The sequence below is a fragment of the Jeotgalibacillus sp. ET6 genome (assembly GCF_029667115.1).
Lineage (GTDB): Bacteria > Bacillota > Bacilli > Bacillales > Jeotgalibacillaceae > Jeotgalibacillus.
In genome coordinates, this window is sequence record NZ_JARUIU010000003.1 from 326,594 (window position 1) to 339,556 (window position 12,963).

The 12,963-nt window shown below is 43.8% G+C and carries 12 protein-coding genes; 2 read left to right on the forward strand and 10 right to left on the reverse strand.

Features of this window, described 5'->3' with window-relative positions:
* Positions 1 to 43: 43 nt before the first annotated feature.
* The 3 genes from P6709_RS10420 to P6709_RS10430 all read right to left on the reverse strand — a co-directional run bounded on the left by P6709_RS10420 (position 44) and on the right by P6709_RS10430 (position 2,924).
* Complete coding sequence (locus P6709_RS10420) at positions 44 to 1,687, reverse strand: putative bifunctional diguanylate cyclase/phosphodiesterase (RefSeq protein WP_278240860.1); 1,644 nt, start codon at positions 1,685 to 1,687, stop codon at positions 44 to 46.
* Between the two features lie 169 nt (positions 1,688 to 1,856).
* Positions 1,857 to 2,192 carry a L,D-transpeptidase gene (locus tag P6709_RS10425; RefSeq protein WP_278240861.1) on the reverse strand — a complete coding sequence of 112 codons (336 nt, stop codon included), beginning with the start codon at positions 2,190 to 2,192 and terminating at the stop codon, positions 1,857 to 1,859.
* A 99-nt stretch (positions 2,193 to 2,291) separates the two neighbouring features.
* Complete coding sequence (locus tag P6709_RS10430) at positions 2,292 to 2,924, reverse strand: YczE/YyaS/YitT family protein (protein ID WP_278240862.1); 633 nt, start codon at positions 2,922 to 2,924, stop codon at positions 2,292 to 2,294.
* A gap of 224 nt (positions 2,925 to 3,148) precedes the next feature.
* Between P6709_RS10430 and P6709_RS10435 the strand changes: the two genes are divergently transcribed.
* Positions 3,149 to 3,568, forward strand: coding sequence for an RDD family protein (locus tag P6709_RS10435; RefSeq protein WP_278240863.1), 420 nt, complete (start codon positions 3,149 to 3,151; stop codon positions 3,566 to 3,568).
* Positions 3,569 to 3,620: 52 nt separating this feature from the next.
* Here P6709_RS10435 and P6709_RS10440 read toward each other — a convergent pair whose 3' ends face one another.
* Together P6709_RS10440 and P6709_RS10445 are read right to left on the reverse strand one after the other, a co-directional pair.
* Positions 3,621 to 4,277 (reverse strand): pentapeptide repeat-containing protein, encoded by a 657-nt coding sequence (locus P6709_RS10440; RefSeq protein ID WP_278240864.1) that lies wholly within the window; start codon positions 4,275 to 4,277, stop codon positions 3,621 to 3,623.
* 54 nt (positions 4,278 to 4,331) lie between these two features.
* Positions 4,332 to 4,964: a YczE/YyaS/YitT family protein gene (locus P6709_RS10445; RefSeq protein ID WP_278240865.1), complete on the reverse strand. Its 633-nt coding sequence runs from the start codon at positions 4,962 to 4,964 to the stop codon at positions 4,332 to 4,334.
* A 277-nt stretch (positions 4,965 to 5,241) separates the two neighbouring features.
* Here P6709_RS10445 and mbcS point away from each other — a divergent pair, with 277 nt between their 5' ends.
* Positions 5,242 to 6,810 carry an acyl-CoA synthetase MbcS gene (mbcS, locus tag P6709_RS10450; protein WP_278240866.1) on the forward strand — a complete coding sequence of 523 codons (1,569 nt, stop codon included), beginning with the start codon at positions 5,242 to 5,244 and terminating at the stop codon, positions 6,808 to 6,810.
* 158 nt (positions 6,811 to 6,968) lie between these two features.
* Here the strand turns inward: mbcS and P6709_RS10455 are convergent, their stop codons facing one another.
* From P6709_RS10455 to P6709_RS10475, 5 genes are all read right to left on the reverse strand, one after another.
* The gene (locus tag P6709_RS10455) at positions 6,969 to 8,300 is read right to left on the reverse strand and encodes a copper amine oxidase (RefSeq protein ID WP_278240867.1); all 1,332 of its coding nucleotides are present in this window, start codon (positions 8,298 to 8,300) and stop codon (positions 6,969 to 6,971) included.
* A 552-nt stretch (positions 8,301 to 8,852) separates the two neighbouring features.
* Entirely contained in the window at positions 8,853 to 9,350 is a 498-nt protein-coding gene (locus P6709_RS10460; RefSeq protein WP_278240868.1) for a FixH family protein, read from the reverse strand.
* Positions 9,351 to 9,367: 17 nt separating this feature from the next.
* Positions 9,368 to 10,765, reverse strand: coding sequence for a PepSY-associated TM helix domain-containing protein (locus tag P6709_RS10465; protein ID WP_278240869.1), 1,398 nt, complete (start codon positions 10,763 to 10,765; stop codon positions 9,368 to 9,370).
* A gap of 225 nt (positions 10,766 to 10,990) precedes the next feature.
* Positions 10,991 to 11,548, reverse strand: a complete 558-nt coding sequence (locus P6709_RS10470) for an SCO family protein (RefSeq protein ID WP_278240870.1) — start codon at positions 11,546 to 11,548, stop codon at positions 10,991 to 10,993.
* Positions 11,545 to 12,960: a sensor histidine kinase gene (locus tag P6709_RS10475; RefSeq protein WP_278240871.1), complete on the reverse strand. Its 1,416-nt coding sequence runs from the start codon at positions 12,958 to 12,960 to the stop codon at positions 11,545 to 11,547. The genes P6709_RS10470 and P6709_RS10475 overlap by 4 nt, the downstream gene beginning before the upstream one ends.
* Between the last annotated feature and the right edge of the window lie 3 nt (positions 12,961 to 12,963).

The following is a 12,963-nucleotide window of genomic DNA, read 5'->3' on the forward strand; positions in this document are numbered from 1 at the left end:
TAAAGAATTCGAGTCCGTCCGGATTTTTTTATTTTGTCCTTTTTTACACTTTCTTACCTGCAGCTGCCTCCTGCCGTACAAGCTGCTGCTGGATCAGAAGCGCAATCTGATGGGGCGATACGGGCCGACTGAAATAATATCCCTGAATCATTGAAGAGCTGCTGTTTGAAACAAATTCCATCTGATCGGCCGACTCCACTCCTTCAGTCACCACTTCAAATCCAAGATCATCCAGCACATGGTAGATTCCTGCAAGCAGGGTGGTATCAAAGGATTCTTGCGGAACACAGCGGATAAACGACCGGTCAATTTTCACGACATTTACCGGAAGCTGCTTTAAATTAAAAAGTGAGGACGTTCCTACTCCAAAATCATCCAGCGCAACCCGAACTCCTTTGTTTCTAAGAATCTGAGCAAACTCCCTTATCTCATTGTCATAATAAAAGATGTCGCTTTCCGTAATTTCGATCTGGAGCTCAGACGGCGCGACATTATACTGCTTGAGCCATTTATCCATTTTCATAATAAAGCGATCCTTTTGCTTCATTTGCTGCTTTGATACATTTATGGCGATGCCGATCTCTCCAAGACCGGCATCTCTCCACCTTGCTGCCTGCCTGATGCTTTGCTCTAGAACCCATTCCCCGATATCACAGATGAACCCGCCATTTTCAGCGATGGGAATAAACCGGTTTGGCGGAATCAACCCTTTTTGCGGATGATTCCATCGCAGCAGTGCTTCCACTCCCACTAAAAGGTGATCTCCTGAAGAATAGATCGGCTGGTAATCCAGATATAGCTCTCCTTGATCAAGTGAAAACTTAAGATCATTCTCTAAATCAAGTACATGTTTATAGTCTAAATCCCGTGCCAACTCTTCGTAAAAGACAATCTGGTTCTTCCCTTTTCGCTTCGCCTCATACATGGCGATATCAGCGTATTGAAAAACCTCCTCAAAAGAATTACCATCTTCCGGAAAGCGGCTGATCCCCACACTGGTTGTGATATAGGTTTTTACCTGCTCAAGTGAATATTCACTTTTAAGCGACCTCATCATTTCATGCGTGCGATGCACCAGCTCTTCCTTGCTCATATCAGGAACAATCATAACGAACTCATCTCCACCCATCCGTCCAAGAAGTTCCTGATCATGCTGCAGCATTCCGAGCATTCGGTTCGTCATCTGCTTCAGCAGTTCATCACCGGTTTGGTGACCGAGTGAATCGTTAATCCGCTTAAATCCATCCAGATCCAAAAATAAAAACGAAATATTTCCGAGCTGATTCAAATGACGGTTATGGAATTCTTCCTGCAGCCCATACCGATTCAGCAATCCAGTAAGGGGATCACAGCGCTCTAATTGGTTTACTTCCTTTTGCGCTTCCTCTATCGAATCCAGCATTTCGTTTATCGAGCTCCCAAGCTGATGAATCTCATCCTGGTTATGACCCGACCAGGTTAGCCGTGATGATAGCTCCTTTGATGTCAGAATCCTCTTCAGCTGTTTGGATAAATTCTCTACCCTTGAGACAATCAGCTTATTGAAAAGATAGGAAAGAACCAATACTAAGACCAGCAGACCGGGCACCATATACAATGGCCGAGGATGAATAACCAAAAACAACATAATAAAATAAACAAGTATACTTACACTAACAATCCACCAGGTCTTTCTCTGTAGCTTCATCCAGCCACCTCCAACCCATACCTACATCCCTCCTATCGGTTAAAAAATGGAATTATTAATAGTAATTCGGACTATAAATAGGATTTTGGTTAAATGAGTATTATGGTGAGGTAAAGCATTAAAGGGGCCAGGCCCCTTTAATGCTTTACCTCACCACCATCCCAAAAGACTATTTATGAATATACACATTGGTTCCGAGCGGGACTGAATAAGCGAGTTCAACTGCGTCTTCGTTGTACATGCGGATGCAGCCTAAGGATGCTTCGGTTCCTATGGAAGCAGGGTTGTCTGTTCCATGGATGCCGTAGTGAGGCTTGGATAACCCCATCCACATATCACCGTATGGGCCTCCAGGATTTTCTTCTTTATTGACGATCATATAGTTGCCGGTTGGTGTAGGTGTAAGCATTTTCCCAACGGCAATCGGGTACCGCTTGATTACTTCACTGGCATCATAAAGGGTCAGCTCGCGTTTTGTTACGGATACATCAATCCATAAGGTCATACCATTTCCTCCTTCACATGAGTGCTCTTATCACTGTATGAAGGGAATAAAAAACCATCACAAAAAACCTCACAGTTCATTAGAACTGTGAGGCTGCTGTTAATTGAAAACGACTTCCTGTTCGTTTGTCAGACGCTTGCGGATTCCCGTAACAGGTTTAATAAAGAGCTGAATGAGAGCTCCCATTGAAAAAGCGACCAGTAGTGTACCCAGTCCAATAGGGCCGCCAAACAAAAATGCCAGTACGAGTACACTTACCTCCATCATGGTTTTTGACACAGCCAGACTTTTCCCCGTTCTGTGCTGAATCGCCATCATCAGCGAGTCAATTGGGTTTCGTGCAAAATCAGCCTGCAAATAACACGCAATGCCAAGACCGATGATCGCAACTCCAGCTGCAAGCATAAACGCACGGAGCGGCATCGCCAGTGTCTCAATTCCTGCAAATGCGACAAGCAGCCAAAAGTCCATAAAGATTCCGATCAGAAAGATCGTAATAATGGCCAGAAAGTCCGGCACCCGCTTCATCAGATAGCCGTTCAGCAGGATTAAGATGATTCCTAAAATAAATACCCATGTTCCAACCGTAAAGCCGATTGTCTCTGATAATCCAACATATAAAGCATCCCACGGGCCAACTCCGAGATCTGCAACGATCATGGTGCTGATTCCAAACGACAGCAGCAATAATCCAAGTAAATAAAACATTCCTATAATGAACCCACTTCTCATGGTGACACCTCTTCTACTTAATCTTCCCTGCTTATCTTACCATGCCCAAAGAGGTACGTACCACTACTATTTTTTATAAAATTTATTCAGCAAAAAGCAAATGTAAGTATATTCATACTAACCTTTAATTTACCTATTTCGTATAGTACGCTTATTACTTAAGGCGGGGATTTCTATGGGCAACAATCCCTACTGTTAAATTTTTAAGAAAGGAGCGAAAAATCATGCATCGCGAAACAAATCCAGCCGGCTTCTGGTCCCGGCTTTTTGCAAATCTGTTAGATGGCATCATTGTATTTATTCCCATTTTCATTGTGATTTACTTAATTACTGGAGAATATACGTTTACTAGTATGAATAGTTGGACCGGGGATATCCTGTATAAGCTTTACCACACGATCACACCGCTTGTTTGGTCAGGGTATGTTATTGGAAAACGGCTGGCCGGTATTAAGATTAAACGGATGGATAATGGAAAGCTGACGTTCCTGAATATGTTTTTAAGAGAGGTTGTAGGTATATTCCTGCTGTCTTACATCACTTTTGGCCTCTCAATTGTGGTCAGCGTTTTCTTTATTATATTCAGAGAAGACAAGCGGGCAGTTCACGATCTGATTGCAAGCACACGGGTGGTTCATTCATGAAAAACAAAAAACGCTCGTCCATGAAAATGGCAGCGTTTAAGTGTTCAAGCTATTATTCTTTTACGTTCAGTCCCATAAGCTTCGAGAATTCAATGGCCTGGTGCGGCGCAACTGTGCATCCTGCCAGCTGCTCTTGCGAAACATTGATTTTTTCGAAGCTGCATGTGCTGATATCCAGCCCCTTCATTGGCATTTCAATAAAACTCGCTTCCTGAAGTTCACAGCGATCCATGTCTACCTGCAGGAATTCATTTCCATAAAAGCTTGCATTATTCAGTGAGGTTTCCTGGAACAAAACGAGTTTTAAACGGGATTCAACGAAGTTGCTTAACGTCCCCATACACTGGTCGACCGATATATGCAGCAAGTTGGATTCGGAAATCTCAATTCCAATCAGCTTGCATTCCTGAAACGAAACGCGGTGCAGCGATGCATTTGTCATTTTAATATTTGATAGATCACAATGCTCAAAGGCTACGTCCGTCCAGTCAGCCTTGGGAAAAACCACTTCTTCAAATATGACATGTTTAAAGACGACGCGCGTCAGCTCTATACCAGTCAACGTCTCGGGACCAATGACTTCATTTTCAATTACCACGTCAGTCAGATATAGATCCTCTTCAGAAAATATGTCATTGAAACGGCCTTTCTCCATTTCTCCGGAAACGACAGGTTGTTCTATCTTCGATTTTCTTTTCAAACCCTTCACCTTCCGCCTCTTTTATTGGCCTTTCATTACGTTGCTTGTTACCCCGGCTCGAGATTATTTCTGCTCCACTGCCGGCTGAAGCAGCATGCGTGTCTTCATTTTCTGAGCAGGAACAAAGAAAAGTCCGATCAGCGGTCCAATTCCGAACGCCACAATAACGGTCCCAACACCAATTGGTCCCCCGATCAGCAATGCGACAACCAGAACGGCTACCTCGAGAACCGTTTTTGAATGAGATAAGCTTAAGCCCGTGCGAACATGAACAGCCACCATTAATCCATCAATTGGATTTTTAGCAAAATTGGCCTGCAGATAAAGAGAAACACCAGCAGCGATAATCAGAATTCCACTTCCGAGCATGAGGCTTCTTGTCAGAACCTCTGCGGCCTGCAGCTCTGCAAAAACAAACAGCAGCCAAAAATCAATAAAAAATCCCATAATGAAAATGGTAATAACTGCATAGAAATCTGGCATCTTTCTCATAAGTGCCCCATTCACCGCCATCAGCGCAAATCCTGTAATTAAGATCCATGTCCCTACCGTCAGTCCAATCTGATCAACAAGCGCGACATATAAAGCATCCCAGGGTCCTGCACCCAAGTCAGCCAGGATCATCATGGAGATTCCAAAAGACAATAGAATTAACCCAATTGTGTAAAACAAACCCAGTGTTACTGTATTTTTCAACTATATCCCTTCTTCTCTGAAAACTAGCATTCTTCTACAAGTGTATCAAAAATCTGTCAGATAACCTACACTTCACCTATGATACTTATGATGCGTCTAAAATGATATTTGTCATTATTTTTAGAATAGTCAATGAACATTCTTGACTGTTATTTTTAAAAGCAGATACAATCAGTAGGTAGAGTAAGGATATCTATTTGGTTATATGCTGGAAAAAGAAAATACTTGGATGCTGCTGCCTCAGTTGAGGACGGGGGATCGTTTGGAGGAATGGATGATGACGTTTCAACATTTGATTGCACCAGAACAATACAATATTGCACAAGAAGTAGATCAATATGCGCAGGACGACACCCGTATGGCGATTAAATGGACAGATGCAGATGGAAACCGGCGGGATGTCTCGTACCCTGAACTGATCGGGCGCACAAACCAGTTTGCACTTGCCTTAAAGAAGCTGGGGATTGGAAAAGGCGATAAAGTTCTTATTCTTCTGCCCCGTATACCTGAAGCTTATATAAGCTATCTCGCCTGCTTAAAAGCCGGCATTATTGCCATCCCCTGCTCTGAAATGCTCCGAAAAAAAGATTTGACGTACCGGATCGAGCATGCGGAGCCAAAAGGAATAATCGCGTTTCACAAAACGACTTCCGAAGTGAATACCATTCAGGGAGATTATCCCGCTTTGAAAACAAAACTGATTGTCGGCGGACAGGAAGAAGGCTGGCAGTCCTTTGAGGAACTTGCGTCAAAGGAAAGCACGTCTTATGAAGGGGAAAAAACAAGCCGGGATGATACGGCTATTTTGTCGTATACTTCCGGTACTACAGGAAATCCAAAGGGAGTCGTTCACACACATGGCTGGGGCTACGCTCATGTTCGCACCGCTGCTAAGGAGTGGCTGGGTGTCGAGGAAGGTGACCTTGTTTGGGCAACGGCTGCTCCCGGCTGGCAGAAATGGATTTGGAGTCCATTTTTATCGACCATCACACTCGGTGCTACAGCGTTTGTATACAACGGAGGCTTTGATGCCCATACATACCTGACCATTTTAGAAAACGAAAAGATCCAGGTTTTATGCTGTACACCAACCGAATATAGATTGATGGCAAAGGTAGATAATCTGAAATCTTATCAGCTTCCCCATTTAAAAAGCGCAGTTTCAGCAGGTGAACCGCTGAACAGGCCAGTCATGGAGGCATTTGTGGAAGCTTTTAATATCCACCTGCGAGACGGCTATGGACAAACGGAGAACACACTGCTTGTCTGCAATCTGCAGAGCATGGACATCAAACCAGGCTCTATGGGAAAACCGACTCCCGGCAACCCGGTTGATATTATTGATGAGCACGGCCAGCCGGCCAAAACGGGTGAGGTCGGGGACATTGCCGTTCACCGCGACTGCCCTGCTCTTTTCAAGGAATACCTGAATGACCATGAAAGAACCCAAAAAGCATTCAGGGGTGAATGGTATTTAACCGGAGATCAGGCAACCCGTGATGAGGACGGCTACTTCTGGTTTGAAGGAAGAAGCGACGACATCATCATCAGCTCAGGCTACACGATCGGCCCCTTTGAAGTAGAGGATGCCCTTTTAAAACATCCTGCTGTGCGTGAATGTGCAGTCGTTGCAGCGCCGGACGAAATCAGAGGCAGCATCGTAAAAGCGTTTGTTGTTCTTAAGGACCCGGAAGCACTCGAGCATGAGGGCTTAATCAAGGAGCTGCAAAACCATACAAAGGAAATGACGGCGCCCTACAAGTATCCGAGAGAAATAGAATTTATCAGCGATCTTCCCAAAACAACTTCGGGGAAAATCAGAAGAGTGGAGCTGCGCCAGAACTAAATGGTTTAAGCTGCCGGATAAGTCAGATTCACTGGCTTCCGGCAACTCTTATATTTCGAAGCCTTCTCTGGTTTTTTAGAAGAATATTTTGTTTGCAAGTAAAAAAGCCGGCTGAATTTCAGCCGGCCTTTTTCATTTTTTATCGTGAGATCTTTTGTTTACGCTTGTTCTTCTTTACGGCGAAGGAAGAAGAATGCTGCTGCAAGTACTGATGCTGCTGCACTAACGCCTACCCATACCATGTTAGAAGATCCCTGCTGGCTTCCGCCCATACCGGCATTTGGCATTTCTTCCGGCATTTCAGTGTTTGTAAACATATCAGGGTTTTGTGCTACGATCGCATTTCCAAGTGATTCACCTACACCATACATGTAAGCATAACCTTCACGGAATGTGTTAACAGATGCTTCATAGTCTCCTGCAATGTGCTCATCAAGAGAAGCAAGTTTCAACTCTTCATGTCCCCATACAGCTGCTTGAGCGTCTGCAGTTGGAAGGTTTTCTTCAGTTGCTGAACCAAGGAATGCACCAAAATCAGTAGAGAATGTTTCAAATTGAGCTTTTGCTGCTGTAATTGCTTCTTCATCTTCAGCAATATAAGCAGATACTAATGCGCCCTCTGCTTCGATATGGTTTGCAGTCCAAACATCTTCAAATGCTGCTGCTCCTTCTTCACCATAAACAGAAGCCATTACTGCTTTAAAGTCCTGTGTATGCATATCTTCAGCCCATGTAACAAAGTCATAGTTAGGCGCGCCATCTACTCCGCTCTTAAGTCCCATTACAGCAAGTGCATGGTGCTCTGCTGCTAGATTGTTAAGTGTTGAGCGAAGCTCAGAAGTAGCTGAATCTACTTTGTAATCACCAAATTTATCAGGGAACTGTGTAGTAATTGCTCCAGATAAAGCTGCTGAAATATCATACATACGGTCATAACCTTCACGGAATGTTCCATAAGCTGCTTCGTAATCTTCCGCTACATAGCTGTCAAAGAAAGATAGAACATCCATCTCATGTGTGCGAAGGACTTCTTCAGCTGCTTCCTGTGGAAGATTTCCTTCTGTTGCTGTGTCGAGGAATGTTGAGAATTCAACGACAAATTCTTCTACTTCATCTTCAGCAGCTGCGCGGGCTTCTTCGTCCCCGGATTGTGCTGCGGCTACGATGTCTGCAGTGTAATCATTGTGGCCTCTGAAAATTCGTTCAAATTCTGCTGCACCTTCATCTCCATAGATTGAAGCGATTGCTGGTGTCATGTCAGCCGCATTTTGATCGAGTGCCTGATTGTAAGCTTCTGCATCAGGAGCATCCATGTAGTCTTTTACCATTGCGTTCGTTGCTAAAACAAAGTGCTCGGAAAGCAAGTAATCCAAATCTGCCCGTAAATCTGCTGCCGGGTCATTTACCGTTGGCCCCTCCTGTGCTTGTCCTACTGCCGGTACCAATAATGATAAACCTAAAACGGATGCTGCGATTTTTTTCATCTTCATCTTACGTCACTCTCCTTTTCTAGTATGTTCTGTTTTTCAATACACTAAGTAAACGGAGAGGATTTTAATTTAGATCACTTTTTTTAAAAAAGTTTTATATTTTTTCTCAGCTTTAGTCGAAAGAGGGAGAATTTCATTAAAACTTAAAATATACTTTCACCTTTTTCCAACGCCATTTGTGATAATGGACGTTGTTGGATATCTAGGCATTACATGATCACTCGTCATAATGGTTAATGTTTATAAAATAAGGTGGCAATAGTAATGGAAGATAGCTGGAATAATACAGTTAAAGAGGTTGAGACAAAACTCATAAATGTTTAAAAAACGTGGTAGTATTTATATATAGTAAGAGGTGAACGGAGCGGAAGGTGGCGACTCCTGCAGGATATGACGGCAAGCTTAGAGTTTACAGGGCAACGCCCTGGAAAGGCTCAGCGCCGTCCCTGCGGAAAGCGTCCGCCTGAAGCGCAGCGAACCGGTCAAATAGGCTTGAACACTCTTTGGTGTCCAAGCCTGCTTACTTCTCCATCCAACAGACAGATTAGCACTTTAGTGATCGTGGCCGCTGTGATCTCCGTCCTCCGATTCCATATGGCTGCTTTTTTGACTTTCAGCGTTTTCTTCTGCAGTCTGCATTTGTTCTTCTGTTACCTCACCGACCGTAAATTGTTTTTTCGGCATCACGTGCATATCTCTTGCTGTGATGTGGGTTTGTAGAGAATAAATGCTGTCTTCTTCGAAGGTGTAGTCAATTTCATAGACCCCTTCTCCGATATGTTCAGCTTCGTGCTGCTCACTTTCTTCGCCTTTCACATCATTCCAGATTTCAAACATGACTTCATTTGCATCCTCGACTGCTTCCCCGCCCTGGGAAATTTCCACCTGCAGCTTGGACGCTTCCTGCACCTGAATATCTTCGGGAATTACTATCTCCGCTTCAACTACCTGCGGCGCTTCTGATTCCTGGGATTGCGGTTCACTTTCTTCTCCGCATGCAGTTAAGATCAACCCTGCACACGCAATGGTTCCGATCATCCATTTTTTCATCTTACACACTTCCTATTCTAAGCTGCTTTACCGTGAAACCACTTATGAACAGCCGGTATTTTTTTAACAACTAAATAATCAACTAGTACTACAGCTAAAATTGAGACGCCTACAAGAGGCATTAAAATTCCTCCTGCGATCATGAGAATGAAGACCGTGCGCGATGCTTTTTTACTTATCGGCTTTTTAGGCGCACCCAATCCATCAGGCTTTCTTTTTCTCCACATGACAAAGGAGCTGATGACAATACCGATAATGGCCAAACATGTAAGTAAGCCAAGTGCCTGATTCAGCCAGCCGAAGAGTCTGCCTTCATGCAGCGCAATCCCCGCTGTGATTCCCTGAGCCATTATTCCGTAGTCAGCAAAACGCACATCGGACAAAACACCGCCGCTGTATTGGTCCAAATGAATAGTGGCATTATCCCAAGGCACCGAATGAGAAGTGGCGATGGTGTAAACTCCCTCTTCTCCCATAGGCATAGAGATTGTATAGGGCTTGGCCACATTTTCCATAGATGCAATCATGGATACATCATCAAGGGAAATCGTCTGGTATTCTCCTACGGCTGACACCGGGACCGCATCGTTTTGAGAGGCCCACGGAACATCTTCTGCTACCTCTTCTGCACGGAGGGTGGAAGCCGGCTTTTCTCCAAAAGAATGAGCAAATGCAGGATACCCGCTGTTTGTTGAAGTAGCAAGCTTGTTTATTTGCTCTCCCATAATACCAGACCATGGGAGCCCTGTGGCAATCAGGATGACAATCATAATGGAAAACCAAAATGCCGGGACTGCATGAAGATCGCGCCAAAAGGTTCTTCCTCTTGCATTAAAACGCGGCAGGACAATTCCCCATATTGATTTTAACTTTCTTGGCCACCAAAGATAAAGACCTGTTAACAGGAGAATAATGGTCCAGCACGCAGCAAGCTCAACTAACCGGTTGGCAAAGGTTCCTCCTACGATTAATTCACTATGAAGTTTTTTAAAAATCTCCGTGAATTTTTCGCTCGCAATCAGTTCGCCCTGTACATCACCATTATACGGGTTAACATATACTGATTTTGCGACACCGTTATCCACTACCCCTACTTCAACCGTTCGATCTGCTTCTTCATACACCTTATAGGCTGAAATAGCAGCGTCAGGGTACCTTTCCTGCACAGCTGCTGTTATGCTTGCCGGGGCCAGCACCTGAGAACCCATTTCGTTTACAGTAAATTGTTCCTGATACAGCATGCCCTCAATCTGGGGTTTAAAAAGATATACGCCCCCGCTGAAAGCAAGGATTAGTAAAAAAGGAGCCGCAAAAAGACCTGCATAAAAATGCCAGCGCCAAACTGCCTGATACCAGGAAGCTTTGCTTTTTTTAGGTGAGGGTGAAGTGGTGTATTCCTGTGTTAACTCTTTCATGTTTTTTCTCCATTCTAATGTTCTTCTATCATCGTTCACTTTCTTGTATGGGATTATTCAATTTTGCAAGTACCCCTTTGTTCTTTTCTACCATACAAAAAGAATGTGAAATAACTATGAAGAAAACACACAAAAATGATTTTTCCACTTATTTGTGGCATGTATATGAACAAACAAAGGAAGAATACCTTCACATATGCATCCTTTTGTGAAAGTATTCTTAAATTATTGATGCCTTTTAACTTCCTTCACAATTTTTTCCGTTACATTCGAATCTGTAAAGCTGAGTTCTTCCACGATGACACCTTCAGGATCAACCACATAAAAATTCACACCATGAAGGACCTGATCTGTTTCATCCGGCTTGCTTACCAGCGTTTGGAATTCATCGAGCGCAAACTTCTCGATCTGTTCCTGTGTGTAGCCTGTAAGCAGATTCCAGTTGGCATCCTCCTCTGTGAAAGCAGACAAATATCCTTTGAGGCGCTCTGGTGAATCCACTTCCGGATCCACGCTGAAAGAAACGAATTCTGCTTCGAGCCCCTCTTCTTTTAGCGTCTCCTGCAGATCACTCAGCGTGGAGGTCATAGGAGGGCAGACGGTCTCACAATTTGTAAAGATAAAATCTGCAATCCATACCTTTCCTTCCAATTCATCAAATCCAAAGGATTCTCCGTGCTGATTCACAAAAGTGAATGGACTGACAGTCGGACCCTTTTCCTGAAAAGGAGAACAGCCGCTAAGCAGCACGATTAAGACCATCCCAGCCAGTCTTTTTTTCATTCCTGTTGTGCCTCCTTTTGAGCAGGCAGCCTGACTGCCACGTTGATTAGCCCGTTATCTTTACTCTTAACAGTAAATTCGCCACTCTGGATACGTACGATTTCTTTTACAATCGACAAACCCAACCCTGTTCCACCTGTGCCCCGATTTCGTGCGCGGTCCGTCCGGTAAAAGCGTTCTCCCATTCGATCCTGCTCCTCTTTTGAGAGTGTATCTCCCCTATTAGCCACTTCAAACACGAAGTCATTTTCCTCCTGGTGCAAATTCAGAAAAATAATAGATTTGGGATGAGAATATTTCACCGCATTATCCAGCAGGTTATAGAAAATCTGCTGGATTCGTTTGGCATCGTTTAAAATAATCAGCTCTTCGTCCACATCAAACGTCATCTCAATCTCTTTTTTTGCGGCAAGGATCTTAAACAGGTCGGCCGTTTCATACAGTAGTCCGCCAAGAGCAATGGGTTCATGGTCAAAGTGAAATAAATCATCCTGCAAATGATTTAAATCCACTAAATCAGAAAGAAGCTTTTTAAGCCTCCCCACCTCCTGTTCAATCGTTTCAAGATACTGCTTTTCTTCTTCCGCAGAAGCGTACAGTTCATTTTTCAGCACTTCCGTGTAGCCATTAATATACGTTAAAGGCGTTCGAAGCTCGTGGACCACATTGGACAGAAATTCTTTTTTCCGTTCCTCCTGATGCTCAAGTGCTTCACTCATTTCATTGAAGGCGGTAGCCATCTGCCCGATCTCGTCCATCTGCCTGATCTCAATACGGTTTTCGTAGTTCCCCTTTGATACTTCTTTTGACAAGTCCTGTATGGAAACCAGCGGCTGAAAAAGAGATTTTTGAATGCGTCTTATTAAATATGCCACTCCAAGAAAAAACAGAATCCCGATTCCAAAAAGCAGCGGTATACTGCTTCCAAACACCTGGGAAAGACCGGCGAGCGGGACATAAATATAAATGAATCCAATGACTTCCTCCCCGTCATTTATCGGGTAAATTGCACCGATTACTTCTCTTCCGAACGTTTCAACATAGCCTTCTTTCATCATGGAATCACCTTGAAGAAGCAATTCACGGTCCTCTTCTGTCACCAGATTCTCGTTTCCAATTGTGTACGGAAAGGATTCATTCAGCTCATCTATTTCATCCACAACGATCACTTCATATTCCGAAACGACGTTATACCAGTGAATTTTTTCGATAATTTCTTCGCTCAGCTCGCCGTAATGGTAATGGGCTGCTGTCCGCTGTCCCTGATATTCCACGGATTCACGAATCGTGTTTAAATACAGGTCCTTATATAAAAAGTACAAAAAGACAAAGGAAAAAACCAATGACAGCGCCACACTGCCAACAAGCAGCAGCACAATTTTCCGGCTAAAATTTAATTTGCTTTTTTTCAACCA